29 protein-coding genes are annotated in these 23,720 nt (G+C 56.8%); 5 read left to right on the top strand and 24 right to left on the bottom strand.

The window, feature by feature from the left end; genetic code table 11:
- Nucleotides 1–96 precede the first annotated feature (96 nt).
- The 19 genes from BLO51_RS00270 to BLO51_RS00180 form a co-directional block, all read right to left on the bottom strand.
- Nucleotides 97–1,002 (bottom strand): polyprenyl synthetase family protein, encoded by a 906-nt coding sequence (locus BLO51_RS00270; RefSeq protein WP_090665608.1) that lies wholly within the window; start codon nucleotides 1,000–1,002, stop codon nucleotides 97–99.
- The gene (xseB, locus tag BLO51_RS00265; RefSeq protein WP_090665606.1) at nucleotides 999–1,256 is read right to left on the bottom strand and encodes an exodeoxyribonuclease VII small subunit; all 258 of its coding nucleotides are present in this window, start codon (nucleotides 1,254–1,256) and stop codon (nucleotides 999–1,001) included. Before xseB ends, BLO51_RS00270 begins: the two co-directional genes overlap by 4 nt.
- Nucleotides 1,231–2,619: an exodeoxyribonuclease VII large subunit gene (gene xseA / locus BLO51_RS00260; protein ID WP_090666149.1), complete on the bottom strand. Its 1,389-nt coding sequence runs from the start codon at nucleotides 2,617–2,619 to the stop codon at nucleotides 1,231–1,233. Before xseA ends, xseB begins: the two co-directional genes overlap by 26 nt.
- Nucleotides 2,620–2,636: 17 nt before the next feature.
- On the bottom strand, nucleotides 2,637–3,497 hold the full coding sequence (gene folD, locus BLO51_RS00255; protein ID WP_090665603.1) for a bifunctional methylenetetrahydrofolate dehydrogenase/methenyltetrahydrofolate cyclohydrolase FolD: 861 nt from the start codon (nucleotides 3,495–3,497) through the stop codon (nucleotides 2,637–2,639).
- Nucleotides 3,498–3,526: 29 nt separating this feature from the next.
- Complete coding sequence (nusB, locus tag BLO51_RS00250; protein ID WP_090665601.1) at nucleotides 3,527–3,985, bottom strand: transcription antitermination factor NusB; 459 nt, start codon at nucleotides 3,983–3,985, stop codon at nucleotides 3,527–3,529.
- 131 nt (nucleotides 3,986–4,116) lie between these two features.
- Entirely contained in the window at nucleotides 4,117–4,356 is a 240-nt protein-coding gene (locus BLO51_RS00245) for a DUF2273 domain-containing protein (RefSeq protein WP_090665599.1), read from the bottom strand.
- Between the two features lie 14 nt (nucleotides 4,357–4,370).
- The gene (gene amaP, locus BLO51_RS00240) at nucleotides 4,371–4,931 is read right to left on the bottom strand and encodes an alkaline shock response membrane anchor protein AmaP (protein ID WP_090665597.1); all 561 of its coding nucleotides are present in this window, start codon (nucleotides 4,929–4,931) and stop codon (nucleotides 4,371–4,373) included.
- Nucleotides 4,932–5,007: 76 nt separating this feature from the next.
- The gene (locus BLO51_RS00235) at nucleotides 5,008–5,418 is read right to left on the bottom strand and encodes an Asp23/Gls24 family envelope stress response protein (RefSeq protein ID WP_090665595.1); all 411 of its coding nucleotides are present in this window, start codon (nucleotides 5,416–5,418) and stop codon (nucleotides 5,008–5,010) included.
- A gap of 92 nt (nucleotides 5,419–5,510) precedes the next feature.
- Nucleotides 5,511–6,869 carry an acetyl-CoA carboxylase biotin carboxylase subunit gene (accC, locus tag BLO51_RS00230; RefSeq protein WP_090665592.1) on the bottom strand — a complete coding sequence of 453 codons (1,359 nt, stop codon included), beginning with the start codon at nucleotides 6,867–6,869 and terminating at the stop codon, nucleotides 5,511–5,513.
- Nucleotides 6,870–6,889: 20 nt separating this feature from the next.
- The gene (gene accB / locus BLO51_RS00225; RefSeq protein ID WP_090665590.1) at nucleotides 6,890–7,381 is read right to left on the bottom strand and encodes an acetyl-CoA carboxylase biotin carboxyl carrier protein; all 492 of its coding nucleotides are present in this window, start codon (nucleotides 7,379–7,381) and stop codon (nucleotides 6,890–6,892) included.
- Nucleotides 7,382–7,724: 343 nt separating this feature from the next.
- Complete coding sequence (locus BLO51_RS00220; protein ID WP_090665588.1) at nucleotides 7,725–8,696, bottom strand: SpoIIIAH-like family protein; 972 nt, start codon at nucleotides 8,694–8,696, stop codon at nucleotides 7,725–7,727.
- Nucleotides 8,697–8,760: 64 nt separating this feature from the next.
- Nucleotides 8,761–9,393 (bottom strand): stage III sporulation protein AG, encoded by a 633-nt coding sequence (gene spoIIIAG / locus BLO51_RS00215; RefSeq protein ID WP_090665586.1) that lies wholly within the window; start codon nucleotides 9,391–9,393, stop codon nucleotides 8,761–8,763.
- Between the two features lie 5 nt (nucleotides 9,394–9,398).
- A complete protein-coding gene (spoIIIAF, locus tag BLO51_RS00210; protein WP_245719472.1) occupies nucleotides 9,399–10,124 on the bottom strand; it encodes a stage III sporulation protein AF in 726 nt (241 codons plus the stop codon).
- 38 nt (nucleotides 10,125–10,162) lie between these two features.
- Nucleotides 10,163–11,395 carry a stage III sporulation protein AE gene (gene spoIIIAE / locus BLO51_RS00205; protein WP_090666147.1) on the bottom strand — a complete coding sequence of 411 codons (1,233 nt, stop codon included), beginning with the start codon at nucleotides 11,393–11,395 and terminating at the stop codon, nucleotides 10,163–10,165.
- A 63-nt stretch (nucleotides 11,396–11,458) separates the two neighbouring features.
- Nucleotides 11,459–11,848 carry a stage III sporulation protein AD gene (spoIIIAD, locus tag BLO51_RS00200; protein WP_090665582.1) on the bottom strand — a complete coding sequence of 130 codons (390 nt, stop codon included), beginning with the start codon at nucleotides 11,846–11,848 and terminating at the stop codon, nucleotides 11,459–11,461.
- A gap of 15 nt (nucleotides 11,849–11,863) precedes the next feature.
- Nucleotides 11,864–12,067 carry a stage III sporulation protein AC gene (gene spoIIIAC, locus BLO51_RS00195; protein ID WP_010499062.1) on the bottom strand — a complete coding sequence of 68 codons (204 nt, stop codon included), beginning with the start codon at nucleotides 12,065–12,067 and terminating at the stop codon, nucleotides 11,864–11,866.
- A gap of 34 nt (nucleotides 12,068–12,101) precedes the next feature.
- Nucleotides 12,102–12,620, bottom strand: a complete 519-nt coding sequence (gene spoIIIAB, locus BLO51_RS00190) for a stage III sporulation protein SpoIIIAB (protein ID WP_090665580.1) — start codon at nucleotides 12,618–12,620, stop codon at nucleotides 12,102–12,104.
- Between the two features lie 34 nt (nucleotides 12,621–12,654).
- The gene (gene spoIIIAA, locus BLO51_RS00185; protein WP_090665578.1) at nucleotides 12,655–13,641 is read right to left on the bottom strand and encodes a stage III sporulation protein AA; all 987 of its coding nucleotides are present in this window, start codon (nucleotides 13,639–13,641) and stop codon (nucleotides 12,655–12,657) included.
- Between the two features lie 69 nt (nucleotides 13,642–13,710).
- The gene (locus BLO51_RS00180) at nucleotides 13,711–13,983 is read right to left on the bottom strand and encodes a YqhV family protein (protein ID WP_090665576.1); all 273 of its coding nucleotides are present in this window, start codon (nucleotides 13,981–13,983) and stop codon (nucleotides 13,711–13,713) included.
- A gap of 136 nt (nucleotides 13,984–14,119) precedes the next feature.
- Here BLO51_RS00180 and comA point away from each other — a divergent pair, with 136 nt between their 5' ends.
- From comA to BLO51_RS00165, 3 genes are read left to right on the top strand one after another with little or no spacing between them, the layout of a single operon-like run.
- Nucleotides 14,120–14,959: a phosphosulfolactate synthase gene (gene comA, locus BLO51_RS00175; RefSeq protein WP_090665574.1), complete on the top strand. Its 840-nt coding sequence runs from the start codon at nucleotides 14,120–14,122 to the stop codon at nucleotides 14,957–14,959.
- 21 nt (nucleotides 14,960–14,980) lie between these two features.
- The gene (locus tag BLO51_RS00170) at nucleotides 14,981–15,730 is read left to right on the top strand and encodes a 2-phosphosulfolactate phosphatase (RefSeq protein ID WP_090665572.1); all 750 of its coding nucleotides are present in this window, start codon (nucleotides 14,981–14,983) and stop codon (nucleotides 15,728–15,730) included.
- Between the two features lie 60 nt (nucleotides 15,731–15,790).
- Nucleotides 15,791–16,255 carry a DUF441 domain-containing protein gene (locus BLO51_RS00165; protein ID WP_010499056.1) on the top strand — a complete coding sequence of 155 codons (465 nt, stop codon included), beginning with the start codon at nucleotides 15,791–15,793 and terminating at the stop codon, nucleotides 16,253–16,255.
- Nucleotide 16,256: 1 nt separating this feature from the next.
- Here BLO51_RS00165 and BLO51_RS00160 read toward each other — a convergent pair whose 3' ends face one another.
- The 3 genes from BLO51_RS00160 to BLO51_RS00150 form a co-directional block, all read right to left on the bottom strand.
- Complete coding sequence (locus BLO51_RS00160; protein ID WP_090665569.1) at nucleotides 16,257–17,513, bottom strand: aspartate kinase; 1,257 nt, start codon at nucleotides 17,511–17,513, stop codon at nucleotides 16,257–16,259.
- A 216-nt stretch (nucleotides 17,514–17,729) separates the two neighbouring features.
- Entirely contained in the window at nucleotides 17,730–18,014 is a 285-nt protein-coding gene (locus BLO51_RS00155) for a hypothetical protein (RefSeq protein WP_090665566.1), read from the bottom strand.
- Nucleotides 18,015–18,041: 27 nt separating this feature from the next.
- Nucleotides 18,042–18,545, bottom strand: coding sequence for a GNAT family N-acetyltransferase (locus BLO51_RS00150; protein ID WP_090665564.1), 504 nt, complete (start codon nucleotides 18,543–18,545; stop codon nucleotides 18,042–18,044).
- A 109-nt stretch (nucleotides 18,546–18,654) separates the two neighbouring features.
- On the opposite strand from BLO51_RS00150, the gene BLO51_RS00145 reads away from it, so the two are divergent.
- Nucleotides 18,655–19,044, top strand: coding sequence for a MerR family transcriptional regulator (locus BLO51_RS00145; RefSeq protein WP_090666146.1), 390 nt, complete (start codon nucleotides 18,655–18,657; stop codon nucleotides 19,042–19,044).
- Nucleotides 19,034–19,387: a thioredoxin gene (gene trxA, locus BLO51_RS00140; protein WP_090665562.1), complete on the top strand. Its 354-nt coding sequence runs from the start codon at nucleotides 19,034–19,036 to the stop codon at nucleotides 19,385–19,387. The genes BLO51_RS00145 and trxA overlap by 11 nt, the downstream gene beginning before the upstream one ends.
- 292 nt (nucleotides 19,388–19,679) lie before the next feature.
- Here the strand turns inward: trxA and BLO51_RS00135 are convergent, their stop codons facing one another.
- Nucleotides 19,680–22,802 carry a glycoside hydrolase family 2 TIM barrel-domain containing protein gene (locus tag BLO51_RS00135; RefSeq protein WP_090665560.1) on the bottom strand — a complete coding sequence of 1,041 codons (3,123 nt, stop codon included), beginning with the start codon at nucleotides 22,800–22,802 and terminating at the stop codon, nucleotides 19,680–19,682.
- A 104-nt stretch (nucleotides 22,803–22,906) separates the two neighbouring features.
- On the bottom strand, nucleotides 22,907–23,716 hold the full coding sequence (locus tag BLO51_RS00130; RefSeq protein WP_090665558.1) for a carbohydrate ABC transporter permease: 810 nt from the start codon (nucleotides 23,714–23,716) through the stop codon (nucleotides 22,907–22,909).
- Between the last annotated feature and the right edge of the window lie 4 nt (nucleotides 23,717–23,720).

Raw genomic sequence — 23,720 nt, 5'->3', positions numbered from 1 at the left:
TGAATACGATGTCATTATAGCACAGGACCGTCACGCGCTCAAACGGAACCGGTGCAAAAGCAGCAGCCGCCACGGGCGTCTGAACAGGGTAAAGCGCTAATGATCGCGCTTCATTAAATAATCCGCAAGCTCCAGCAGCCGCTCCGGGCGCGGGAAATCCGCCGCCAAGATTGCTTGCTTCGCCTCGCGCGTCAGCTCCCCGACCTTCGCAATCGATGCTTCAATCCCGATAAAATAAGGGTAGGTCACTTTCTGCTGCTTGACGTCGCTCTGTACGGGTTTGCCGAGCTTGCTTTCGTCCCCGATCAGATCGAGCACGTCGTCCTGAATTTGAAACGCCAGCCCGATGCACGTGCCGAACCGCTCCAAGGCGGCAAGCTGGGCTTCGGCTGCTCCTGCGATCCTGCCGCCGGCTTTCAAGGAAAAGACGACCAAGTCGCTCGTCTTGTGCAGATGGATGTACTCCAGCTCTTCCAGCTTCGTTACCCCTTGCTCTCCGAGCATGTCTGCCGCTTGACCGCCGACCATGCCGGGGGCTCCGGACAGCCGGGACAGCTCTTCGACGATGTCGATCACCCGGTCGGCCGGAATGTTATGCTTCCTCGCGGATTGAACGACCGAGAAGAACGCATGGGTCAGCAAGGCATCCCCGGCCAAAATCGCCATCGCTTCGCCGTAAACCTTATGGTTCGTCGGCTTGCCCCGCCGAAAGTCGTCGTTGTCCATGGCGGGTAGATCGTCATGAACAAGCGAATACGTGTGGATCATCTCTACGGCCAACGCTGCGGGCACGGCCGCTTCCGGGCTGCCGCCCAGCGCTTCGGCCGCGGCCAGCACCAGAATCGGCCGCAGCCGCTTGCCGCCGGCCATCAAGGAGTACATCATCGATTCGCGAAGCGGGGCGGGAATCGCCCACGACGATGGAATCGACTGCTGCAGCTCCCGCTCTATGAGCGAAGCCATGTCTCGAATATATTCTCGGATGCCGGATGACTCGTTCATCGGTTATCCCCTTTATCGGTTTCCTGCGGCTGAAACGGCTTTTTCGCCAAACCGCCCTCTTCTTCCAGCAAAATTTCGATTTTTCGCTCCACCTGCTCCAGCTTTTGCCCGCACAATTGAGACAGCTTCATTCCTTCTTGAAACAGCTCTATCGCCTTCTCCAGTGGAATATCCCCGCTTTCGAGCTGTGCCACAATGCGCTCAAGCTGGTCCATCGCCTGCTCGAAGCTAGGCGTCGCTTCCTGATTTGACATCGCTTTTCTCCTCCGTCTTCTCCTCCATAGACCAAACATGACAATCGATCCGTCCGTCCATCAGGCGCAGCTTCAAAATATCCCCAATTTGCACCTGCTGGATCGATTTCACGAGCTGTTTCTCTTTCTCGTCATAGACAAGGCTATATCCCCGCTGCATGATCTTGAGCGGGCTAAGCGCATCCAACTGGCGAATGGACGATACGAGCTCCTGCTGTTTGCGCCTCAGCACCGCCTGCATCGTCTGGCGAAGCAGACGGGCGGACGAGTCGAGCCGCTTCCGGGAGTAGACGACCTGCTCCTTCGGATTAAACGAAGCGAGCTGCCGGTCGGCCTTCATCAGCCGCTCGTGACTTTTCGTCAGGCGGCCTCGCATTTTGTAGCCGAGCTGCTCGCGCATGCGGTCGAGACGCTCCGCAGGCTGCAGCAGCAGCTGTCGGCGGGGATTCGTCAGGTAAGGCGACCGCTGGAGCCGCTTCAGGCGCTCTTTGCTTCGCTCCAGCTGCTGCGTCAATCCGCCGTACAATTGCTGGCTCAAGTAGCCGAGCTGCTGCTTCAGCTCCAGATGATGCGGAACGGCCAGCTCGGCAGCCGCCGTCGGAGTCGGCGCGCGCAGGTCGGCGACGAAATCCGCGATCGTGAAATCCGTTTCGTGGCCGACCGCCGAAATAATCGGCAGACTTGAAGCGAAGATCGCCCGGGCGACCGCTTCTTCATTGAAAGCCCACAGCTCCTCAAGCGATCCGCCGCCACGGCCGACGATCAGCACGTCGACTTCGTTTCTTGCATTCATCTCCTCGATCGCTCTCACAATCGAAGGAGCCGCCTGCTTCCCCTGCACAAGCGCCGGATACAGCAGAATGGGAACGGTAGGATGACGGCGCTGCAGGGTGATAATAATATCGCGAACCGCCGCGCCCGTCGGCGACGTGATGACCCCGATCGCCCGCGGAAAGCGCGGAATCGGCTTCTTGATCGCAGGCGCGAACAGCCCTTCGGATTCCAGCTTTTTTTTCAGCTGTTCAAATGCCAGATACAAGCTCCCGATGCCGTCCGGCTGCATTTGCGTGACATAGAATTGATACTGCCCGTCCCGTTCGTACACCGAGATGTTCCCGCAGGCGATCACCTTCGTCCCTTCCCGGGGAAGGAACGGAAGCCGTTGGTTGTAGGAGGCGAACATAATGCTTTTTAACCGACTGTCCGCATCTTTTAACGTAAAATACATATGTCCGCTGGAATGGTGGGTAAAATTAGAAATCTCGCCCCGCACCCAAACGTCCTGCAGCCGGTCGGTGCCCTCAAGCAGCATCTTAATGTATCGATTCAGCTCTTTGATCGATAAAATTTGTTTTTCTTTCATAACTACGCCCGTTACCGCTAGCTGGTTGCCGAAGCCGCACACTGTGCCGCTTCAAGCGTATTGCGAAGTAGGATCGTAATCGTCATCGGACCGACGCAGCCCGGTACCGGCGTGACATAGCTTGCCGTTTCCAGAACGTCGTCAAAATCGACGTCTCCCGCCAGCTTGCCGGTATCGAGCCGGTTGATGCCCACGTCGACGACAACGGCTCCCGGCTTGATATGGCTGCGGTTGATCATCTTGGCCTTGCCGACTGCCGCGATCAAAATATCCGCCTGCCGCGTAATTTCTTCCATATTTTTCGTGCGCGAGTGACACACCGTTACTGTCGCGTTCTCGCGAAGCAGCAGAATCGCCATCGGCTTGCCGACGATGTTGCTGCGGCCGATCACAACGGCATGCTTGCCGGCAATTTCAACGCCGACTTTTTTGAGAATCTCAATGACGCCAGCAGGCGTGCAAGGAGCCGGCCCTTCCTTGCCGATCATAAGGTTGCCCACATTGACCGGATGGAAGCAGTCAACGTCTTTTTCGACCGCAATCGCTTCGACCACCCGTTCCTCCGAGATATGTCCCGGCAGCGGCGACTGGACAAGAATCCCGTGAATCGCCTGATCGCCATTCAGCTTGGAGATGAGATCCAGCACATCCGCCTCCGGCGTTTGTTCCGGAAGCTTGTACACTTCGGAATGCATGCCCGCTTCTTCACAGGCTTTCGCTTTATTGCGCACGTAGACGTGCGAGGCCGGGTCGTCTCCGACGATGACCACCGCAAGTCCTGGCTGTACCCCTTGCTGCTTCAACTGCTCGACTTGCTGCTTAATATCGGCGCGGTAAGAACTGACGATTTCTTTGCCGTTAATGATTTGCGCGGACATGCTTGATTTCCCCTTTCGCTCGGTAGCTTCTACACTTCAGACGAACGGTTGCGAATCGTCTCCAGGTCTTTGATCATTTTGCCGAGCACGCCGTTGACGAACTTCCCCGACTCTTCCGTGCCAAAATTTTTGGCCATTTCAATTGCTTCGTTCACGACGACCTTCGGCGGCACATCTTCCCGAAATACCATTTCATACGTGGCAAGCCGCATAATTTCCCGGTCTACCTTGGACAGCCTGTCCATCTGCCAGCCCTTCAAATAATCGGAAAGCAGGCCGTCGATTTGCCGCTTGTGTTGCATCGTGCCTTCCACGAGCTCAAGCACCTCATGAGGCGCAATCTGATCGCGCTCCCGCGTAAGCTGCGCCTCGTCCTCCGTCCGCGCTTCTTCGATGACGTGCGCGATGGCATCGGCCGCTGTCGCTTCGTTCATTTCGATCTGATATAAGCTTTGCACCGCAAGCTCCCTTGCCAATCTTCGTCTCATCCGATCAAATCCTCCTGTGGGTTCGCACTTGCTTCACCAGAATAAACCGGCTGCGTCTTCCTTGTCTTAAGTTGAAGACTCTTATACATTGTTATCAACCGAAAAAAATCCTTGGGCGTCATCCAAGGATTTTAGCGGAACGGTCTCCATTTGTCCATTAGCCAGCGCCAAGTGTCTTCTGCGGGAAACACCGGCTCGTTCCGGTCCAACCTTTTCCCTATGTAGTATCCAGTATATACGATCAGGACAAAGATTAACATACGCCAGAAGCCGAAGAACAAATAAATGAGGCCAAAGGCGCTCCCGGCCAGAACGCCGATCGTCTTACCCCTGTGCTGTTCCCATAGCTGCTCCCAAATTCGCATCCACATCCGGGGGCTCACCTCTATTCCACTCGACTTTTGAAGGTCGGGGACGATTGTTGAATATTCGCGATAAATACCGTGACGAAAGCCACGGGAATCCCGGTAATTTCCTCAATATGCCGTTTCACGTTCGCCTGCATCTCTTCGGTCATCGCCGGAATGGAAGTATCGCCGTCCACGATGGCGCGAATGACGATCTCAAGTCCGGATTGATTCACTTTGACGCGGGCGCGCAAATCTTGAACCCCGCGCGTCCGGCCTGCCGCTTTCAACGACAAATTCTCCACCGTATCCAGCGAAATCCGGATATCCCCGAATTCGGTGCGCTGATCGATCGAGGGCGACGAAGATTTGCCGCGCCGTACGGACAAATACAGTAAGCGAAGGCTTAACAGAGCAGCCACCACCGTGGAGCTAATGAAAATAATCGCCGTTTTTAAATCGTAATACACGTCGTGAGCGAAGTTGCCCGCCGTGTCGAAGGAAATCAGGCCAAATGCAGCGAACAACAGAATGAACGTTGCGATCAGCACGGCCAAGCTGAAAATAAAGAGCAGCAGTCTGTCGAGAATTTTTACCACGAATCCTGACTCCTTCCTAAGATGGAGGAAACCCCCAAACGGTGAAGGATGGGGGTTCAACCGGGGTATTTATAAATTATTTTACGCGCTGTGCGGGCGTTTCCGGCTCTTCGACTTTGTCCGCACCTTTGAAAACGACGTCATGAATGTGAACGTTCACTTGTACGACGTTAAGTCCGGTCATCGATTCGATGGCCTGCTTGACATTATGCTGAATCCCGCTTGCAACCTCCGGAATCCGCATGCCGAATTCGATGACGACAGACACGTCAATCGACGCTTCGCGTTGGCCTACTTCGACTTTTACGCCTTTGGCCATATTTTTGCGTCCGAGAAACTCGGCGATATCTCCGGCAAATCCGCCGCTCATGCCTGCAACGCCGGGCACTTCCGCGGCCGCCATACCGGCGATAATCTCGATCACCTCCGGAGCGATCTGAATCGTGCCCATCTCGGTCTTCTCATAATCCTCTGCCAATGTACTCATGGTCAGGACCTCCTAAATTTGGCTTGCCCACACCTAGTGTTATTGTATTACTATACCATTCCCATTACTATATGACAACGCAGTAAACCTGCTTACGAATCCGGATCGTTCACGTCATGCTCTTCCAAAAATTTAATATCGAAGTCGCCGGCCAAAAACTTTTTATGCTCTAGCAGCTTCAGATGGAACGGGATCGTCGAATGAATGCCTTCGATCGTAAATTCGGCCAGAGCGCGCTTCATTCGCTGGATCGCTTCGTTGCGGTCCGCTCCCCACACGATCAGCTTCGCGATCATCGAATCGTAATGAGGCGGAATCGTGTAGCCCGGGTATGCGGCGCTGTCAACACGGACGCCGAAGCCGCCGGGCGGCAAATAAAACTTGATTTGACCCGCGGACGGCATAAAGTTGCGATCCGGGTCTTCTGCGTTGATCCGGCACTCGATCGCCCAGCCGTCGATGCGGACCTCGTCCTGAGTGAACGAAAGCGGCTCGCCTTCCGCGACGCGGATCATTTCTTTAATAATATCGATGCCCGTAATCAGCTCCGTAACCGGATGCTCTACCTGAATCCGGGTGTTCATCTCCATAAAGTAAAACTGTCCGTCCTGTCCGAGCAAAAACTCGAGCGTACCGGCGCCGGAATAATCGACGGCTTTGGCCGCGCGAACGGCCGCTTCACCCATCCGGTCGCGGATTTCCTGCGTCAGAATCGGGCAAGGCGCTTCCTCCACCAGCTTCTGGCGGCGGCGCTGCACCGAACAGTCGCGCTCGCCCAAATGCACCACGTTGCCGTGCTTGTCGGCCAGCACTTGAATTTCGACGTGCTTCATCCCCGTCAAATATTTCTCCAAATAGACGCCTGCATTGCCGAAAGCTTTTTGCGCTTCCTGCTGGGCGGTCGTAATTTGCTGAATCAGCATCTCTTCGTTCTCGGCCAGACGAATGCCTTTGCCTCCGCCTCCGGCCGTCGCCTTAATAATGACCGGATAGCCGATCTCGCGGGCCAGTCGGACCGCTTCGTCCATATCCTCGACAAGGCCGTCGGAGCCGGGGATGACGGGAACGCCCGCTTCTCTCATCGTCTGCTTCGCAACGGATTTGTCGCCCATCTTGCTGATCGCTTCCGGCGAAGGACCGATGAACGTAATGTTGCAGCTCTCGCAAATTTCGGCGAAGTCGGCGTTCTCCGCCAAAAAGCCGTATCCCGGATGAATCGCGTCGGTCTCCGTCAACGTCGCGACGCTCATCAGATTCATGTAATTCAAATAGCTGTCTTTGGAAGCTGTAGGTCCGATACAATAGGCCTCGTCCGCCAAACGGACATGCAGCGCTTCGTGGTCCGCTTCCGAGTAAACCGCGACCGTAGAAATTCCGAGCTCACGGCATGCGCGAATAATGCGCACGGCGATTTCCCCACGGTTGGCGATCAATACTTTTTGAAACTTCAATGGGTTCTCCTCCTAGCGGATTATTCCGGTTTCACCAGGAACAACGGTTGGCCGTACTCCACCAACTGCCCGTTCTCGACAAGCACTTCGACGATCTGGCCTTTGACTTCGGCTTCGATCTCGTTCATCAGCTTCATCGCTTCGATGATGCAGACGATCGTCGTTTCCTTCACGCTAGTGCCCTTGGAAACGAACGGCGCCGCTCCCGGAGAAGAGGCTTCGTAAAAGGTGCCGACCATAGGGGAAACAATCGTATGTAAATTGGATTGGGCTGCTGCCGGAGGTTCGGCTGCAGGTATGTTGACTGCCGCGGACGTCTGAACGACGGCTTGAGGAGCAGGCTGCTGGGCGACGAGGCTGGCCGCAGGCTGTGCGGCGGTGACGACGACTTGCTCGGTTTTATTCGGTTTACGGATTAAAAGGCGGGAGCCTTCGTTTTCGATCTCGAGTTCTTGCAATGATGTTTGATCCACCAGCTTGATCAATTCTTTAATTTCGCTTAACTTAAACACGGAATTCACTCCTTTAGGCATCTTGTTGACAACTGCTCATGCAAGCTGCGGCACGCCCCGGCCAAGCGGCGCGCAAACCGACGGCTTGTCCCGCGGCAGCGGTCAACACCGTAAAACAAACGACGTTGTTATTATATCACAATCTTTCGGTAAGAAAAGAGTTTCCTTCTCCGGGAATAACGCGCGGTATCCGGTCCCGTCCGGAAGACGGAAAAGTCACCGCGAATAAGAAAAGTAAATGACGAAAACAGTCGAATAATGCAAAAAAAGAAGAGCCTGGATTCATTCATTCCGGACTCTCCTTACATGCGCATTCTTCCTGTCTATCGGCTTCAGATTCCGGTTAAGGAATCATTTGCACCGATACGCTGTCGGGACCAACGCTCAGTTCTTTGATTGTTTTGTCAATGATGCTGAGCGCTTGGCTTTTCTCCAGCTTGCCTGCTTGGACGGTAACCTTCCATTTGTTGGAGTCTTGTGTGACAACAGCCTGCGGGAAATCTTTCGTCAAGCTTTCTTCGAGATTCGTAACTTTGGCTTCCATATCTTCGATTTTCCGCAGCTCTTCCTGCGCCTTGACGGCTGCTTCGGACGTCTGTTTCGGGTCCGCGATAATCGTCAGGAGCTGCTCGGCTTTCTTAGCCATCTCTTCGTTGCGCTTCAACTGGAGGTTTACAAAATAGTCCTTCCCCGATTGGGCATGGGCCTGCGCTTGCACCTGCTGCAGCACTGTGGCGTCCGTTTTGTTTTTGGAGACCGGCTGAGCGGCGATCGACGACGTCTCCGCTCCCGCGCTGCTGGGTTTTTCACCCTTTCCAGGCTTTTGCTCCGGTTTGCCTTCCGGCTTCATCTCGGGCTTCTGTTCGGGCTTCATTTCCGGTTTTTGCTCCGGCTTCATCTCAGGCTTCATCTCAGGCTTCATCTCAGGCTTCTGCTCGGGCTTCATCTCGGGCTTTTGTTCGGGCTTCATTTCCGGTTTTTGCTCCGGTTTCATCTCAGGCTTCTGTTCGGGTTTTATCTCGGGCTTTTGCTCGGGCTTGATCTCAGGCTTCTGCTCCGGTTTCACCTCAGGCTTCTGTTCGGGCTTCACTTCCGGTTTTTGCCCCGGCTTTTGCTCGCCTCTCGGACCAGTGTTCGCATCCGTCGCTGCGGGATGCATCGCATCCGTTTGCCCGGCGCTGATCGTCATTTCCTTCGGTGTCGTTCCCGTCACTTCCACATTGCCCACGTCTTCCGTAAACAGGTAGTAGGCGGACAGCACCACCATCAAACTAAGCATGGATACAAGCCAAATGGTTTGTCTTTTCGAATTCATTGCATATCCTCCTTAACGTTTATCCTTGTTTAATATTGAATGTATCGCACCGGCCTCGTACGGCTTACTGCTTGCGAGGCTGGATCGATATCCGGTGGGCAGGAACATCCAACCCGCGTTCTACCGCTTCGGTAATCATTTTTTTCACCGTCAGATTTTCCGCGCCCTTGGCGACGACGAGCACGCCGCGGATTTTCGGCTTAATCGTCTTGACGACGAGCGGCTGCTTGCCGCCCGAAATTTCGTAGAGCACAACTTCGCCGTTCCGGGTCACGTCGGTGATATGTCTCGTGGCCCCCTGCGGATCTTTTTCATTGGTAATTTGCTGCGTTTCCTTGGTGTTGCGCTCAACGTTCAGTTCCTCCGTCGACTCTATGGTCACCAGCACTTCCACATCGCCCACTCCGACAATTTTCGACAATACGTCCCTGAGCTCGGTTTCATACGCTTCCTCATAATCTTTGAACATGCTTCGCTCTTTGTTGCCCTGACCGAAGGCCGGCTTGGTCTGATCGGGAGGAGACGCCCGTCCCGTGCCGGTGGGGTCCACCTCCTTCACGGTTATAAACGAGTTCAGAATCATAAGCGCAGCGCCTACGAGCCCGAGCAACAGCACCCATCGAAACGCCTGCACCCGCTTCGGACCGCCCGGGCCACCGCCAAGCCACGATTGCATCCTTCTCCGCATCTCTCCCATCCGCATCACCTCCCCACCGCCAGCTCCAGCCGGATTTGATCTTCGCCTACCTGCCAATCCTGCTCCAACATCAGTAATATTTGCGTCTTTTTCTGCATCCATTCAGGCGGCAGCTTATTTTCATCCGATTCCCTGTTGCTCATTCGGGAAACGGGACTCGATTGCGGCTGTCCGATGCGGATATCGACACCGGCAACGGGCGCGACTGGTTTGACCGGCTCGATCCCTCTACCCGGTCTTGAAGCCGTATCCGTAACGGAAGTAACCGGCGGCTGCGGCTCCAAGGCGAGGGAGACGCTGCGGATGATAAGCTGGCCTTCGCGATCGGCGGCGGTCTCCACCTGAATGCTTCGCACCTTCACCCCGGCCTTCTGCTCAATGCTTCGCTTCATCAGACCGGCAGCCTGCGCCTCCACCAGCTTGCGCGATTGCTCCTGCTGCTTGGCTTTCAGCGCTTCGGCCCGCTGCAGGGTGACCGGCAGCGACTCGACCTCTCCGCTCGCCATCCGTTCCGGGTTCGCGGCTCCGCTTTTGAACAGCGCATCCTTGACGCGCTCATCCAATTGGGAGCGCTGGCCAAGCAGTGAAAAGAGCGGCTGCAGCAGCGTAAGCAGCAGGAACAGGCCGATCACAGTTTTGACGTAGCGCTGCATCGACTGGTTCGGCAGCAGCAGATCGACGAAGGTGGCGAGCAAGATGACCATGACGATCGACTTGAGCCACCCGCTCATGAAGTCCAATCGTCATCCTCTCCTTCGTGGGGCGGGGTTCAGCGCATCATGACGGATACGTTGCCGGCGGCAATGACAATGGTGATCGCCAGGAAGAACATCAGCCCGACGACGGCAAGCGCCGCAAATACGAAAATCAAGCTTTTTCCAATCGTTTCCAAGCACGTTATCATCGGGTTATCTCCCAAGGGCTGCATCACCGCGGCCGATACATTATAAATGAAGGCAAGCGCCAATATTTTGAGCGCCGGGAAAGCGCAGAGCACCAGAAGAATGACGACCCCCGCCAGCCCTACCGCGTTTTTCACCAGCAGCGAGGCGCCGATCACGGTCTCCGAGGCGTCCGAGAACAGCCGCCCGACCACCGGCACGAAGTTGCCTGCAATATACTTGGCCGTCCGGATCGTCACCCCGTCCGCCGCGGCGCTGCCGATGCCTTGTACCGAAACAACCCCCAAAAATACCGTAACGAAAACTCCAAGACATCCTACGCTGACGTTTCGCAGCAAATTGGCTAGCTGGGTCACCTTGTATTTGTCCGACAGCGAGCTGACAATATGCAGCACCGCCGAGAAAAACAGCAGCGGAAATACGATGAAGTAGATCGCCGTCCCGACGGCGTGGATCATGAATACGATCAGCGGGTGCAGGACGGTGACTGACACCACGTTGCCCATGGAAGCGAGCAGCGTAAGCAACAGCGGCACGACGGCGATCATGAAGTGGATCATATCGGTTATCGCCGATTTCGCATAGCCGATCGCGACGCTGAAGCTGTTGACCGCCATAATCATCAGGACCAGAAACGAAATGGCGTAAGCGATCTTGCTGACGTTATTTTTCTCGAAGGAGCTTTGCAGCGTTTCCAGCAGCATGCTGAATACTGTAAGAATGACGATGGAAACCAGCAGCTTGCCATTGTAGAGAAGCTCGTGAAACAAATATTTGAACAATCCCGAGAATACCGAACCGAGGCCGAAATCCTTGGCTCCGAGCAGCAGCTCCATGAAGCTCGGGGCCCGGCTGTCGGGAAAATATCCGCCGTACTGCCGGGTCAGCCGGCTCCAGAATTGCTCGACCTGATCGAGCGGCAGCCGCTGCGCCTGCTCCCGGATCAGCTCTTCCGCCGGTACGGCGGCAAACGCGGCGCCGCAGCAGCCCACTCCCCCGTCCAGCATGAGCGCTGAGAGGAATGCCATGCCAAGCAGCAGTCCGAGCCGGAGTGTGCCACTGGCGGCCAGTCTGCCGCACGAATGTCGTAACCTTTGCATCCAGCGCCGCCTCATCGCTTCGCCTCCACCCGCTTTTTCATGCCGAGCTGCCCCTCTCCGGAGCTACGCGGGAAGCAGCTTGACGACCGTTTCGATGATCGCCGAGACGATCGGAATCGCCATCACCATGATGAGAACTTTGCCGGACAGCTCTATTTTGGAGGCCACCGCTTCCTGACCTGCGTCCCGGACGATCTGGGCGCCGAATTCGGCGATGTAGGCGATGCCGATGATTTTCAGAATCGTCTTGAGAAATATCAGGTTGATGTTCGCCTTGTTGGCCAGCTCCTCCAGCACTCCGATCACGCCGGATATTTTGCCGATCAGGAACAGGAAGATCGTAATGCCGGTGAAGGCCGTCAGCAGGAAGGCGAACATTGGCTTTTGCTCCTTGATGATTAGCACCAGCACGGTCGTCACCAACCCGAGCCCTACGATTTGAATAATCTCCACGGGCTTCACCTGCTTTTATTGGAAGAGAAAAATCGTCTTGATCTCTTTAAACAAGCTGTCCAGCAGCCGGACCACCATAAACAGCACGACGACGAAGCCGATCACGGTGACCCAATGCGCCATATCTTCTTTGCCCATCTGCTTCAGCACGGTATGAATCATTGCGATAATGATGCCGATGCCGGCGATCTGGAATATCGCGTTTACGTCCACGTTCATTGGCGGCACCTCACCCTTAAGCCTGGCTCTGCTTCTAATACATTAAAATGACGACTAACGCGCCCATCAGCAGGCCGAGGCTTTTCCACATCCGCTCGTACCGCTCCCGCTCGTCCCGCGCAATGTCCGCTTCCCCTTGCAAGCTGCTGACGGTGAGCCTCAGGTGCTTCACCTGGTCATCGCGATCCGTCAGCCCCAGCGTAGAGCCAAGCTGCAGCAAAATGTCCCGCTCCGCCGCTTTCATCGACGTCGTTTTCCATCCCCGGCTCACCGTCTGCTCCCAAACGGCCTGTACGGAACGGCCGCCGGGCTTGCCGAGTTCCTCCGACGCGGCCGCAAACAAAGCGCCCACTGGGGAGTCATCCGCTCTTGCGGCGCGCCGGAGCGCATCCGGCAGCGGCGTGAATCCGTAGACGATTTCCGTTTCCAACCGCAGCAGTATGCGAATCAGCTCGGCGATTTGCCTCGGTCGGCGCGACAATTGAGAAGCTTGGTAAAAGCCGAGCAGCGTGCCTGCCAGCAATATCAGCATGGCGCCGAGCAGCTTCAGCATGCGGGGTCCTCGTCCTCTTCGCCGGTTCGTTTCATCAGTTCAACCCCCCTCTCCAAGCCAGCCTGTCGTCCAGCCGCTTGCCCTGCTTGTCATAGACAGCCGTTTCCGGGCTCGCTCCCGGCGGTCGGGCCAGCACCACGAAGCGGTCGAACACGCCGTCTTCGAGCAGCTCACGCAGAATCGGACGACGCTTGAGCTCCGCGGCATCCCGGCCGTGGGCCGTTGCGATGACGCCAACGCCTGCGTGCAGCGCTTCGTGAATCGCAAGCGCGTCCTCGGCCCGGCCGATCTCGTCGGCAATCAGCACCTCCGGTGACATGGAGCGGATCATCATCATCATGCCTTCCGCCTTCGGGCAGCCGTCCAGCACGTCCGTCCGGTACCCGACATCGAAGCGGGGCACCCCTTTGACGCAGGCGGCAATCTCGGACCGTTCGTCGACGATGCCGATCTTGAAGGACCGGCGCAAGCCGTTGTCCGCTCCTCCCGTGCCAAGCATTCGGGCCAGATCGCGGATCAGCGTCGTCTTTCCCTGCTGCGGAGGAGAGACGATCAGCGTGCGGTATACCCGCTCGCCGCCCGGTTCGAGCAGATAGGGTAGGACCGACTTGGCAGCATGTTTCCATTCCCGTGCCAGCCGGACGTTGAAGCTGCTGACATCCTTGATGTACTTCACCTTTCCCTGTTCGAGGACGGTTCGTCCGGCGAGGCCGATCCGGTGTCCGCCGGAGACGGTGATGAATCCCCGCTTCAGCTCCTCTTCGAACGTGTACATCGAATGCTGCGTCAGCTGCTCCAGCAGCTCGGCGCAGTCCCGGCGCGTCGGCCGGTAGGCTTGCCCGGGATCAGCGCTCAAGCCGCCCTTGTCCGATACGAAGCCGCAGCCCGAAGCCCAGACGACTTCCAGAGGCCTCTCTTCGCGAATCCGGATTTCTTGCAGCTCGGCTTCAATGCGGGTTGGTAGAGTTGCTAGGATCTGCCGCATATCGGCAGAGAAGAACGGCAGCAGCGACCGGATCATGGCTATCCCTCCCAAGCTGTCCATCTTTTACAATCATATGTATGATGCAATCTACTGAACTATGACCGATTACTTTTTTAAGATTCCAATAAAAATGCAGCTCACGCCGATAAGCACCCATAACATTTTGCCCGCCGACAGCTTATCGGCCATCCCCACAAGACCGATCGTCGTCGTCGTAAGCAGCACGAAAGGTCCAACCAGCGCCAGCCCCGAATTGACCAGGAGCGCTTTCTCAATCTGGTTATAGCGCAGCATAAGCAGCCCCGCCATGATCTCGATGCTCCCCGAGAAGATTCGGATTAACGCCATGCTGAGGACGATTTTGTTAATGACCGACATGCGTTTCCCCCCTTCGCTTTCCTTATCTCATGTTATGCCGGCTCGTCTCATTTTAGGCTTGTAGGGCACACCATTCGCCCAAAATGCATATGATGACACCGTAATTCAACTTTAAGTTACTGCGAGGCGATACAAGATGGAGGTTACATCACCGCTGCAGTGGAACACCCTGCTCAGCGATCCGACCGGGCGTCGTACGGATAAGCCGCGAGCCTTAGGCAAAACGATGGTGATCGACAAGGGCCTTGGACTTCATGCGCTTGAGGATTTGCTGCAGACGGCCGGCGTCTATATCGACATGCTGAAAATCGGATTCGGCACTTCGCCGCTTTATAAGACGGGGTTGCTTAAGCGCAAAATCGAAATGGCCAAAGCCCACGACATTATGGTCTATCCCGGAGGTACTTTTCTGGAGGTGGCGATCCGGCAGGATGCGGTCGACCATTACTTTGATATGGCAGCTTACATGGGCTTCAGCGGTGTGGAAGTGTCGGACGGAACCATCGAGGTCTCTCGGAGTCTGCGCAGCGAGCTGATCTCCCGAGGCGTGGAAGCAGGGCTTACGGTCATCACCGAATACGGGAAAAAAGGGTGGGGCTCCACCATCGAATTGGACGAATTGATTGAAACGGTGATCGTGGATACCGGACTTGGCGCCGCGCTTGTCACGATCGAAGGCCGGGAATCCGGCAAAGGCGTCGGCATCTACGACGCTCAAGGCGCTTGCAAGGATAAGGAAATCGCGCAGGTGCTGAGTCAGGTGCCGAGTCCGGGCGTTCTGCTCTGGGAAGCGCCGCAAAAGGAGCAGCAGGTGCATCTGATGCAAATGCTGGGAGCCGACGTTCATCTCGGCAACGTCGCTCCTTCGGAAGTCATCTCGCTCGAGGCGCTCCGTCGGGGGCTCCGTTCGGATACGATGCTTCCCGAAGGGCTGCAGTCCGTTGCCGTCGGCCATTCGTGGGATTGGCAAATTTGAAGCGGGGGAGGTTCGGTTTCCATGAATATTCAAGTGATCGCCTCCATTAACGAAGCGAGGTCCGACGATCTTCAGCACAAAACCGTTATCGTCATCGATGTGCTTCGTGCGACATCCACAATACTGACAGCGCTTGCCGGGGGATGCCGGACGCTCGTCCCGGTGGAAACAGTGAGCCAGGCGAAAAGCTTGCAGGGCCCGGGAACTTTGCTGGGGGGCGAACGTTCGTGCAAAAAAATTCCCGGCTTCGACTTCGGCAATTCTCCGCTCGAGTATACGCCTGAAGCCGTGTCCGGAAAAACGCTAATCATGACGACGACAAACGGCACCCGGGCGATTCATAAGGCCCGGAAGGCGGATCACGTACTGATCGGCGCTTTCCTGAACGCCGGGGCTTGCGCCCGCAAGGCGGCTTCGCTGGATCAGGAAATCGTGCTGGTCTGCTCGGGGGCCCAGGACGTATTCTCGCTGGAAGATGGCCTCTGCGCCGGTCTGCTTGTGCGCGAATTGCTCCGGCTGTCCGGCTGCGACCCGGACACTCCGGCCGCCGCGCAGTCGGTCGGCGATTTCGGCCTGGCGATGCTGCACGCCTACCGGCAGGTGCAGGACTGTCTGCCCGAAACGCTGGTCTCCTGCGCCGGCGGACGACGGCTGACCAAGCTCGGCTTCCGCCACGATGTGACGTACTGCTCGCAAATCGACGTATTGTCCTTGGCCCCTGTCGTACGTGCCGGGAAGCTGGAGCCGGAGCACGCCTCCGCCTTGCTCTAGTTCTAAACCAAGCCCTCGTTCATACACTGGAAAAGAAACCAATGGACAAGGGGCCTGACCATGAACGGAGACATTTTGCTGGTGGCGCTGATCATCATCGGTCTGATCGGCCGCTCCCATATTATTACAACGGCCGCCTGCGTGCTGTTGATTATTAAGCTTATTAGTTTGGAACGGTATTTGCCTACCATCGAACGGAGAGGGCTGGAACTAGGGCTGCTGTTTTTGACGATGGGGGTGTTGGTTCCGTTCGCCAGCGAACGAATTTCCATTAAAGACGTGACATCGATGTTCACCACTTGGCCGGGAATCTTGGCCTTAGTCGGGGGCGCAATCGCAACGTACATGAACGGCAAAGGCTTGGAGCTGTTAAAAATAGACCCACAATTGATTGTGGGTCTTGTCATTGGCTCCATCTTCGGGATTATTTTCTTGAAAGGCATTCCAGTCGGGCCGCTGATGGCCGCCGGAATTACCGCTTTTCTGTTTAAGCTGTTTACGTTCGTCTTCGATAAGCTGCGTTAGCTTATCTTCGCTCGGAAGGACCGCCCACGAATACGGCCTGATCCGTATCGAGACCGTAAGCGCTGTGCAGCGCCGCGATCACTTCGTTCAAACGGTCGTTTTCAATGACGCAGGACGTCTTGATTTCGGACGTGCTCACCAGCAGGATGCTAATGCCGAGCTCGGAGATGACCTCGAACATTTTGGCCGCGACGCCCGGTGTGCTGACCATGCCCGCGCCAACGATGGATACTTTGACCAGATTGGTCTCCGAGGTCACTTGACGGAAGCCGACTTCCGGACGAATTCCTTCGATGACTTGAAGCGCCTTTTCTTGATCGGACAGCGATACGGTGCAGGAGAAATCGGCGAGACCGTTCTGTACGCCGCTTTGGACGATGATATCCACATCGATTTGCGCATTGGCCAAGGCGGTGAAAACTTTAGCCAGTTGCCCCGGCTTTTCTTCCACTCCCAAAATACTGATTCTCGCCACATTTTTGTCGTAAGCAATGCCGCGTACTACGATGCCTTGTTCCATCGCCGCTTCCTCCTTCACATTCGTGCCCTCATTATGATTGAAGCTGGATCTGACGACCAGCTGTACGTTGTAATTTTTGGCGTATTCCACAGCGCGCGGATGCAGAACCGCTGCCCCGAGATTGGCAAGCTCCAGCATTTCGTCGTACGAAATTTCGCTCAGCTTGCGTGCGCATTTCACGATCCGCGGATCGGTGGAATAGATGCCGTCCACATCGGTGAAGATTTCGCAGACGTCCGCTTCAATGGCAGCCGCCAGCGCTACGGCCGTCGTATCCGATCCGCCGCGTCCGAGCGTCGTAATCTCGCCTTCCTCCGTCATGCCTTGGAAGCCCGCAACGATGACGATTTTGCCGGCTGCGATCGCATCGCGGATACGATCCGGGCGGATATCGCTAATGCGCGCCTTGCCATGAAGCGCTTCCGTGTACATGCCGGCTTGCCAGCCCGTAAACGAAACGGCGGCGTGCCCGAGGCTGTGGATCGCCATCGACAATAGCGCAACTGAAACCTGCTCGCCCGTTGTCAGCAACATGTCCATTTCTCGCGCCGGCGGCGTGCCGGGGCACAGTTGTTTGGACAAATCGATCAAATCGTCTGTTGTATCTCCCATGGCCGAAACGACGACGACACAACCGTGGCCTTCAAGCTTTCTTTCCACGATGCGGTTCGCCACCCGCTTCATCCGCTCCGCGTCACCTACGGAGCTCCCGCCGAATTTCATCACTATCAGAGACAAAGCTGCTCACTCCCTACGCAAACTTTTACATAACTAGTGAGTTATTATATCATAAGCCCTGTCTCTCTTGAAATAGTAAAATATCAACCCGAGCAGATAGATAACGCGAAGCTGCCGGATGCGCCTGATAGGCCCGGCCCGTTCCTGTAAGCACTGTTCATTTATACGGAACCGGCGCGTCCCTCATGCTGCCTGCCGTAAGCGCCGTCGGTGAAGCTACGAACGGTTCCGTCGATTGGCCCATCTCCGCAGCAGGGGCTGCAGGACGAAGGCGTACAAGGCGGCGCTGCCGGCGAACGTCAGCACGTAAAGCCATATGGATGGGCTCGTCATCACCCCGAAGGAAACCTGCGATTCCAGCACTTGCTTGCTTGAATAAGCGTCGACGATCTTGGGCACATGCCACATGGTGAGAAGCATCCCCGAAACGACTTGCACGATAACATATAGAATATGAACTGCCGCTGCGAACAAAAGGGCGTTCCTTATCGTTTTAACCATCCGTTTCTCTCCTTGAATCCCCGTCATCTATAATTTGCATGCCATCCAGTATTCGTCGAACGACCGGTCACCGATTTTCAACGCGTTCGCTTCCGTTCCGAAGATTTCGAATCCGGCCGAACGGTACAATCGGACCGCCGGTTCGTTGACGGTCACCACGGACAAATAAACCTGCTCCAGCCCGTCCAGCGAGCGTGCCTCCTCCAGCACATGCCGAAGCAGCGCTTGGGCGATCCCTTTCCCCTGATGGGCGCTATCTACATACACTCCCCACAGTATGCCTTTATGAGCCAGATTGCGCGAAGGCTCCCGCCGAAAGCCGATCATGCCCATCAGCTCGTTGTTCTCTCCGAACGCTCCCAGCAGAAATTGATCCGCCGTATTCGGAAAACGGCGGCGAACCTCGTCCATTCCAGTAAGCGACGCGTCCTCATAGTTCGATCCGAACGATTCCGGATGTTCTTTCAGCGATTTTAACCGCAAGCTCCAAAATGCCTCCACGTCTTGAGGCTCCAGTTTACGAAGTATCATGACTCATCCTCACTTTTTAATTGATGTAAAAAAACGATTGACTCTGACATTAATGTCACGGTCTATAATAAAACTACGATCCACAATCCGCCTGAAGGAGGGATGTGCTCTGAAAATCGGCGAGCTGTCCAAGGCGACCGGAGCCAGTATCCGATCGCTCCGCTATTATGAGAAGCAAGGGCTTATCGCACCGCTCCGTACCGAAAGCGGCTACCGGGAATATCACAAATTTGCCGTAGAGCAGGTCAAAACGATCCGGTTGTATCTGAATCTGGGCTTGTCTACCGAGCAGATTGCCGGTTTTCTGCACTGCGTGCTCACGAACAAAGAAGTGTTCTGCAACGAGATATTGCCCGTTTACCAGCAGAAGCTGAAGGAAATCGACGAGCAAATCCAGACGTTGGTCCGGATCAGGTCCAATCTGGAGGAGCGCATACAATCTATTGTATCGGAACAAACCGATAACGAATCCATGGAGGGAACGAACGATGAGTCTTAAAACAAGCAACGATGCCGAATTTTCCGAGGATATCCGCCAATCTGAATTGACGCTGGTCGATTTTACCGCCGCGTGGTGCCCGCCATGCAAAAGGCTGAACCCGCTGCTGGAGGAGCTCGGACAAGAGCTGGGAGAGCGCGTGACGATCCTGAAGGTGGACGTCGACGCTTCGCCGCATATTGCGGCCCGATTCGGGGTGATGTCGATGCCGACGGTCATCCTGCTCAAGGATGGCGAACCTGTCGAAAGGCTGGTCGGCTTGAGGCCGAAAGAGACCTACCGTAGCTTGATTGCCAAGTATTCGGCTGTGGCTGCCCGCCAAGCAGTTGGGCACCAGTCGTAGACCGCCACCCGTTTTTCTTGTTCATCGTACCATATTTTGGCGCATGGTGGAATTCCCGTGTTTGTCTTTGCTGAAACGCCTGTAACGAAGTTATTTTCGTCACGTCATATCATATGTAAAATTAGGGTTAAATTGGTTAAGTTTACCGAAAGATGAGGAAGTAAAGGTTATGTATCCGTGAAGCTGAAGGTGCCGGATGTGAGGTAACGGCGAAACGCAGTCCCGCTTGAATCGATGCCGGGAGGCGGTCGTATTTCAAGCGGGATTGATGCTTGGCACGTGTCGATCTCGCTTAACGCACTTCTCCCGCACGTAGACGTCTGGCGGTTACCTCAAGCGCTGCGCCCTGCTCGTTGACCGGCATCAGCCGGACTGCGAACGTAAATTCATGCGGCTCCAGCCGGTAAGGCGGAAGCTGTCCCTGCCCGCAGCTGGCGCTCCCAAGGCCATTGTGCCGGTAATCGAGGTGCACGGTAATGAAATCCCGTTTGACCAAATCGGTCGTATGCTTTGCTTGCTCGATGTCTTCCGGCGTATGCCAGTGCGCGCCGAAATCGAACTGCGGCATCCCGGCGGCCAGCAGCCCTGCGCCACTGCCGCTCAGAAAAGCGGCCCACCGGACGTCCGAGCGGTTGCCGTTCTCTTGAGGATACACGTAAGGGAAGCCGAGCCCGTCGACGGAGCAGTCATATCGGCCGAACCGGGCCGCCTGCTTGCTGTCCGGGTACGACTCTCCCGGCCCCCGGCCGTACCAGATGACACGGTCATAATCGCCCGGCAGCTCCATCCGCAGCCCGATGCGCGGAAGCATCTCCGGCGGCTTGCCATACGGCGTTCCCTGCACCCGAAGCTCGACAAGACCGCTGCCGTGGACCGTATACGTCCACACGGACTCATAGCCCCAGTCGTACACGGGCGGAGCCGTGCGTATGCGGCGGATGCAGCGCACCGTGCCGGAGTCGACCCGCTCCCAGACGAACGAGCGGCAATCGTCACGCAGCAAGTGCAGACACGCCTTGCGCCAATCGGCCACGACGTACATGTCGTTGTCGATCGGCGGCCGCCATAGCGTAAGCGCGGGGCTTCGGTGAAGCAGCGGACGGCCCGCGCCGGTCCACGAGCGGATATCACCGCGCGCGAGATCGAAGCTGAGCGCGAAGTCCGCGCCGCGCAGGACAAGCTCGCCCGCGCGCTCTTCCGCGAGCAGCGGGTGCGGCGCAGGCGCAGCAGTTGGAAGGGCGTGCGTCCCGGCTGCCCGGCCCGGCAGCTCAAGCTGTGCCCAGGCCACTTCGTGGCCGTACGGCGCCCAGCTTGTGTCCGAGGCGAGCACGAAGCGCAGCTCGAGCCGGTACTCCGCGCCGGGCAGCGGGCGCGCCGGTCTTTGCGGCGGAAGCGTCAGCGACGCTGTGCCGCCCGGCGGCACGTCCGGCAGCGGCGCGCTGCCGCTCGCAAGCGGTGCGCCGTCCGCCAATACGGTCCATGCGAGGTGCAGATGGCTCAGGTCACGGAAATCGTACCGGTTCCGGATCGTGACCGTTCCTTCCTCAGCATCGAACGCTTCCACGGTTACCGGCTCGATGATCTTTTTGTACTCCAACAGTCCGGGCGAAGGGGTGCGGTCCGGCGTGACCAGCCCGTCGATGACGAAGTTGCCGTTGTTCGGCTCGTCGCCGTAATCGCCTCCGTAGGCGTAGTACGTCCGCCCGTCCGCCGTTCTGCGGCTAAGGCCGTGGTCGATCCACTCCCATACGAAGCCGCCGGCGAGCCGGGGATAGGTGCGGAACACTTCCTCGTATTCGAGCATCCCGCCGGGACCGTTGCCCATCGCATGCGCGTATTCGCACAGCACATGCGGCTTCTCCTCGTTGTCGAGCTGCCCGAAGCCGATCATTTTCTCCACGGTCGAGTACATCGTGCTGAATACGTCGCACACCTTCGCTTCGCGGTCGCCTTCGTAATGAATGAGCCGCGTCGGATCGGCGCTGCGGCACCAGGCGGCCATCGCCTCGTAATTGCAGCCGAAGCCGGATTCGTTGCCGAGCGACCAGAACAGGATGCTCGGATGATTTTTGTCCCGCTCGACCATCCGGCGTATCCGCTCGACATAAGCTTCCTCCCATGCGGGATCATTGCTCAGCCGGTCGGCGTCCCCTACAAGCTCGAAGCCGTGCGTCTCTAGGTCGGTCTCGTCCATCACATACAGCCCGTACCGGTCGCACAGGTCGTAAAACCGCGGATCGTTCGGGTAATGCGCCGTCCGCACCGCGTTGATGTTGTGCCGTTTCATCAGGACGACGTCCTGCTCCATCGTCTCCACCGTGACCGCCCGGCCGCGCTCTGGATGATGATCGTGGCGGTTCACGCCGCGCAGCCGAACCGGCTTCCCGTTGACGAGCAGCCTGCCGCCCCGTACTTCCACCCGGCGAAAGCCGACGCGTGTCGGCACAACTTCGAGCGTATCGCCGTCCTCCGTCTTGAGCGTGAGCAGCAGATCGTACAGAGCCGGCGTTTCCGCCGTCCACGGGCGGACGTCGCTCAGCTGCGCCCGGAAACTCGCCGCCGCTTCGTCACCTTCTTCGCTCCAGCCGTCCACGGGGCAAACACCGGAAGCGGCTTCCGTCCCCTGTTCCCCGTCCGTCAGCCGCCACTCCAGAACGACGTTTCCCGTCATCGTCCGCTCCTTAGCCACCTGCGCCCGTACATGGAGCAATCCAACGCGGCAATCTGCGTCCAGATCGGCGACGACCGTGTAATCTCTTAGATACGTCTTCGGCTGAGCAACCAAGGCAACATCGCGAAAAATGCCGCTCAGCCACCACATATCCTGATCTTCCAAATAGCTGCCGTCCGACCATTGGTACACCTGCACCGCCAGCACGTTCTCACCCTCGCGCACAAACGGGGCAATCGTGAACTCCGACGGCAGGCGGCTGCCTTGACTGTAGCCGACATAGCTGCCGTTCAGCCAGACGTGAAAAGCGCTGTCTACGCCTTGAAACTGCAAGAACACGTTCCGGGACAGCCAGCCCTCCGGCAGCGTAAACGTCCGCCGGTACGTCCCGGTCGGGTTATCCGCAGGCACTTCGGGCGGACAGACCGGGAACGGATAATACAAATCCGTGTAATGCGGCGCGCCGTATCCGTTAAGCTGCCAGTGGCTCGGCACCACAAGCCGATCCCAGCCGCTATCGTCGAATTCCGGCATGTAGAACGAGGTCGGGGCATCCTCGGGACGTCCGGCGTAATGAAACACCCACTCGCCGTTCAGCAGCATGAACCGGTCCGAGCTGCCCCGGTCGTACGTCAGCGCCGCGTCCGCAGCGCCGTACGGAACAAACGAGGCGCGGGCAGGCAGCCGATTCCGCTCCGGTACGTTCAAATTTTGCCAATCCCGTCTTGCCAGATGGTCGCTCATGATAAACCTCCTAATAAACATATCTCATCACTCTGTTTTAGTAGTGTTGTACGGCATAGAACGGGGTTGTTGCCTTCGCTTCCGTATCACCCGCCGCCGTCGCGCTATTTTATCCCCGTCTGTGCAATGCCTTCCACGATGTACCGCTGCGCGCCGAAAAATACAAGCAGCGGCGGCAGGCAGATGATCGACGTTACCGCCATCACGGACGTCATATCGACGCCGTGCACCCCTTTGAACTGGGCGAGTCCGAGCGTCAGCGTATATTTGCTGGAGTCGTTCAGGAAAATCAGCGGGCCGAGGTAATCGTTCCACGTATCAAGCATGTTGAACACGCTCACAAGAATCAAGGCGGGCAGCATTAGCGGGACGATCACCCGGATGAAAATACCGAAATCGCTGGCTCCGTCGATCTTCGCCGCCTCCTCCAGCTCCGTCGGAATCGTCATAATAAACTGCCGCAGCAGAAAAATATAGAAGGCCGAGCCGAACCAGGCCGGGACGATCAAAGGCTTGAGCGTATTGATCCAACCGAGAAAGTTGAATTCCATATACAGCGGAATCATCGTCACGTCCCACGGGATCATCATCGTTGCCAGCACGATCAGAAACAGCGCGTCGCGTCCCGGGAACCGGTAGCGCGCAAAACCGTACGCCACCAGCGAGGAGGAAATCAGCTGCCCGATATTGGACAGAATCGTCACGGTCAAGGAATTTTGCAAAAAGGTATTGAACGGCTGAATCGTCCAAGCTTTGACGAAGTTGCCCCACTGAATCTCCGACGGAATCCATTTGGGCGGGTACATGTAGACTTCATCCGGTCCTTTCACGGCCGTCGTCACGAGCCAGAAGAACGGCATCAGAAACAGCAGCGAGAACAAGACGAGCAGCCCGTACGTAAGCGTTTTTTTCATCTCC

Source organism: Paenibacillus tianmuensis (assembly GCF_900100345.1).
GTDB classification, from domain to species: Bacteria; Bacillota; Bacilli; order Paenibacillales; family NBRC-103111; genus Paenibacillus_G; species Paenibacillus_G tianmuensis.
Note: the sequence above shows the minus strand (reverse complement) of the source record. Positions and strands in the feature narration are given on the sequence as shown.

What these genes read in the sequence shown, in the direction of transcription:
- BLO51_RS00270 (WP_090665608.1), bottom strand. Translation starts at nt 1,002, where the DNA reads ATGAACGAGTCATCCGGCATCCGAGAATATATTCGAGACATGGCTTCG.
- xseB (WP_090665606.1), bottom strand. Translation starts at nt 1,256, where the DNA reads ATGTCAAATCAGGAAGCGACGCCTAGCTTCGAGCAGGCGATGGACCAG.
- xseA (WP_090666149.1), bottom strand. Translation starts at nt 2,619, where the DNA reads ATGAAAGAAAAACAAATTTTATCGATCAAAGAGCTGAATCGATACATT.
- folD (WP_090665603.1), bottom strand. Translation starts at nt 3,497, where the DNA reads ATGTCCGCGCAAATCATTAACGGCAAAGAAATCGTCAGTTCTTACCGC.
- nusB (WP_090665601.1), bottom strand. Translation starts at nt 3,985, where the DNA reads ATGAGACGAAGATTGGCAAGGGAGCTTGCGGTGCAAAGCTTATATCAG.
- BLO51_RS00245 (WP_090665599.1), bottom strand. Translation starts at nt 4,356, where the DNA reads ATGTGGATGCGAATTTGGGAGCAGCTATGGGAACAGCACAGGGGTAAG.
- BLO51_RS00235 (WP_090665595.1), bottom strand. Translation starts at nt 5,418, where the DNA reads ATGAGTACATTGGCAGAGGATTATGAGAAGACCGAGATGGGCACGATT.
- BLO51_RS00220 (WP_090665588.1), bottom strand. Translation starts at nt 8,696, where the DNA reads ATGAATTCGAAAAGACAAACCATTTGGCTTGTATCCATGCTTAGTTTG.
- spoIIIAG (WP_090665586.1), bottom strand. Translation starts at nt 9,393, where the DNA reads ATGGGAGAGATGCGGAGAAGGATGCAATCGTGGCTTGGCGGTGGCCCG.
- spoIIIAF (WP_245719472.1), bottom strand. Translation starts at nt 10,124, where the DNA reads ATGAGCGGGTGGCTCAAGTCGATCGTCATGGTCATCTTGCTCGCCACC.
- spoIIIAE (WP_090666147.1), bottom strand. Translation starts at nt 11,395, where the DNA reads ATGCAAAGGTTACGACATTCGTGCGGCAGACTGGCCGCCAGTGGCACA.
- spoIIIAC (WP_010499062.1), bottom strand. Translation starts at nt 12,067, where the DNA reads ATGAACGTGGACGTAAACGCGATATTCCAGATCGCCGGCATCGGCATC.
- spoIIIAB (WP_090665580.1), bottom strand. Translation starts at nt 12,620, where the DNA reads ATGCTGAAGCTGCTCGGCGCCATGCTGATATTGCTGGCAGGCACGCTG.
- spoIIIAA (WP_090665578.1), bottom strand. Translation starts at nt 13,641, where the DNA reads ATGATCCGGTCGCTGCTGCCGTTCTTCTCTGCCGATATGCGGCAGATC.
- BLO51_RS00180 (WP_090665576.1), bottom strand. Translation starts at nt 13,983, where the DNA reads ATGTCGGTCATTAACAAAATCGTCCTCAGCATGGCGTTAATCCGAATC.
- comA (WP_090665574.1), top strand. Translation starts at nt 14,120, where the DNA reads ATGGAGGTTACATCACCGCTGCAGTGGAACACCCTGCTCAGCGATCCG.
- BLO51_RS00170 (WP_090665572.1), top strand. Translation starts at nt 14,981, where the DNA reads ATGAATATTCAAGTGATCGCCTCCATTAACGAAGCGAGGTCCGACGAT.
- BLO51_RS00165 (WP_010499056.1), top strand. Translation starts at nt 15,791, where the DNA reads ATGAACGGAGACATTTTGCTGGTGGCGCTGATCATCATCGGTCTGATC.
- BLO51_RS00155 (WP_090665566.1), bottom strand. Translation starts at nt 18,014, where the DNA reads ATGGTTAAAACGATAAGGAACGCCCTTTTGTTCGCAGCGGCAGTTCAT.
- BLO51_RS00150 (WP_090665564.1), bottom strand. Translation starts at nt 18,545, where the DNA reads ATGATACTTCGTAAACTGGAGCCTCAAGACGTGGAGGCATTTTGGAGC.
- trxA (WP_090665562.1), top strand. Translation starts at nt 19,034, where the DNA reads ATGAGTCTTAAAACAAGCAACGATGCCGAATTTTCCGAGGATATCCGC.
- BLO51_RS00135 (WP_090665560.1), bottom strand. Translation starts at nt 22,802, where the DNA reads ATGAGCGACCATCTGGCAAGACGGGATTGGCAAAATTTGAACGTACCG.
- BLO51_RS00130 (WP_090665558.1), bottom strand. Translation starts at nt 23,716, where the DNA reads ATGAAAAAAACGCTTACGTACGGGCTGCTCGTCTTGTTCTCGCTGCTG.